The sequence below is a fragment of the Pseudomonas sp. GM78 genome (genome assembly GCF_000282475.1).
In the GTDB taxonomy this organism is placed as follows: Bacteria; Pseudomonadota; Gammaproteobacteria; order Pseudomonadales; family Pseudomonadaceae; genus Aquipseudomonas.
The window spans coordinates 1-612 of record NZ_AKJF01000192.1; the positions used below are offsets into that span (position 1 = coordinate 1).

At 59.8% G+C, this 612-nt stretch carries 1 protein-coding gene; it reads left to right on the forward strand.

Annotation, left to right across the window (positions count from 1 at the left end):
- The coding region (locus PMI35_RS05960; RefSeq protein WP_032831995.1) for an aldehyde dehydrogenase family protein at positions 1-612 on the forward strand (612 nt) is incomplete at both ends.

Consider the following 612-nt stretch of genomic DNA (forward strand, 5'->3'; position numbering starts at 1 on the left):
TGATCGGCGACCTGCTGCCACCCGGTGTGCTGAACATCGTGCAAGGTTTCGGTCGTGAAGCCGGCGAAGCCCTGGCCACCAGCAAGCGCATTGCCAAGATCGCCTTCACCGGCTCGACCCCGGTCGGCTCGCACATCATGAAATGCGCGGCCGAGAACATCATTCCGTCCACCGTGGAGCTGGGCGGCAAGTCGCCGAACATCTTCTTCGAAGACATCATGCAGGCTGAACCGTCCTTCATCGAGAAAGCCGCCGAAGGCCTGGTGCTGGCATTCTTCAACCAGGGCGAAGTTTGCACCTGCCCTTCCCGCGCCCTGGTGCAGGAATCGATCTACGACGACTTCATGAAAGAGGTGATGAAAAAAGTCCTGTCGATCAAACGCGGCGACCCGCTGGACACCGACACCATGGTCGGCGCCCAGGCGTCCGAGCAGCAGTTCGACAAAATCCTTTCGTACCTGGAAATCGCCAAGGGCGAAGGCGCCGAACTGCTGACTGGCGGCAAGGTGGAAAAACTCGAGGGCAACCTGGCGAGCGGCTATTACATCCAGCCGACGCTGCTCAAGGGCACCAACAAAATGCGCGTGTTCCAGGAAGAAATCTTCGGCCCGG